The 584-nt window shown below is 61.4% G+C and carries 1 protein-coding gene; it reads left to right on the top strand.

Annotated features, from left to right (window positions below; all coding sequences use genetic code 11):
* A partial coding sequence (locus ACFTOW_RS02015; protein WP_379912556.1) for an IS701 family transposase occupies positions 1-584 on the top strand: 584 nt, incomplete at both ends.

Here is a 584-nt window from a genome sequence, read left to right as displayed (position 1 = left end):
GCTCTGCGAGCGGGTCCGGAGTTATGCGATTGAGGCGCTTGGTGATCCGGACGGCGTGCTGGTCGTGGATGAGACCGGGTTTCTCAAGAAGGGCGTCCATTCTGTCGGTGTTGGCCGACAGTATTCCGGTACGGCGGGCCGGATCGAGAACTGCCAGATCGGCGTGTTTGCTTCCTATGCGAGCCGCTGGGGCCATGCACTGGTCGATCGGCAGCTCTACTTGCCGAAGGCCTGGGCCAATGATCCAGANGATGCGGTCTATGGCTCGGACCATCGGTTCCGGCGCATGCTGGAGGATCGTGGTCAGCCCTATGTGCTGGCGGTGCGCTCGAACCATACCTTACGCTTTCTGGAGGAGTGGGCGCTGGTGCAGACCGATCCTGCAACGATGATTTCCGAACTGCCCACTGAGGCTTGGCAACCTCTGTCAGCTGGTGAAGGCGCCAAGGGACAGCGGCTCTATGATTGGGCCTGGGTCCCGCTCAGATATCAGACAGCGGAGGGGTTTTCCCGCTGGCTGTTGGCGCGTCGTAGCCTGCGTGACCCGCAAAGCATCGCCTATTACTTCGCTCATGCGCGCACTG

This window comes from Lacimonas salitolerans (assembly GCF_042677865.1).
Taxonomy (GTDB): domain Bacteria; phylum Pseudomonadota; class Alphaproteobacteria; order Rhodobacterales; family Rhodobacteraceae; genus Lutimaribacter; species Lutimaribacter salitolerans.
The sequence above is the reverse complement of the archived record's forward strand: the minus strand, read 5'-3'. Positions and strand labels throughout refer to the sequence as shown.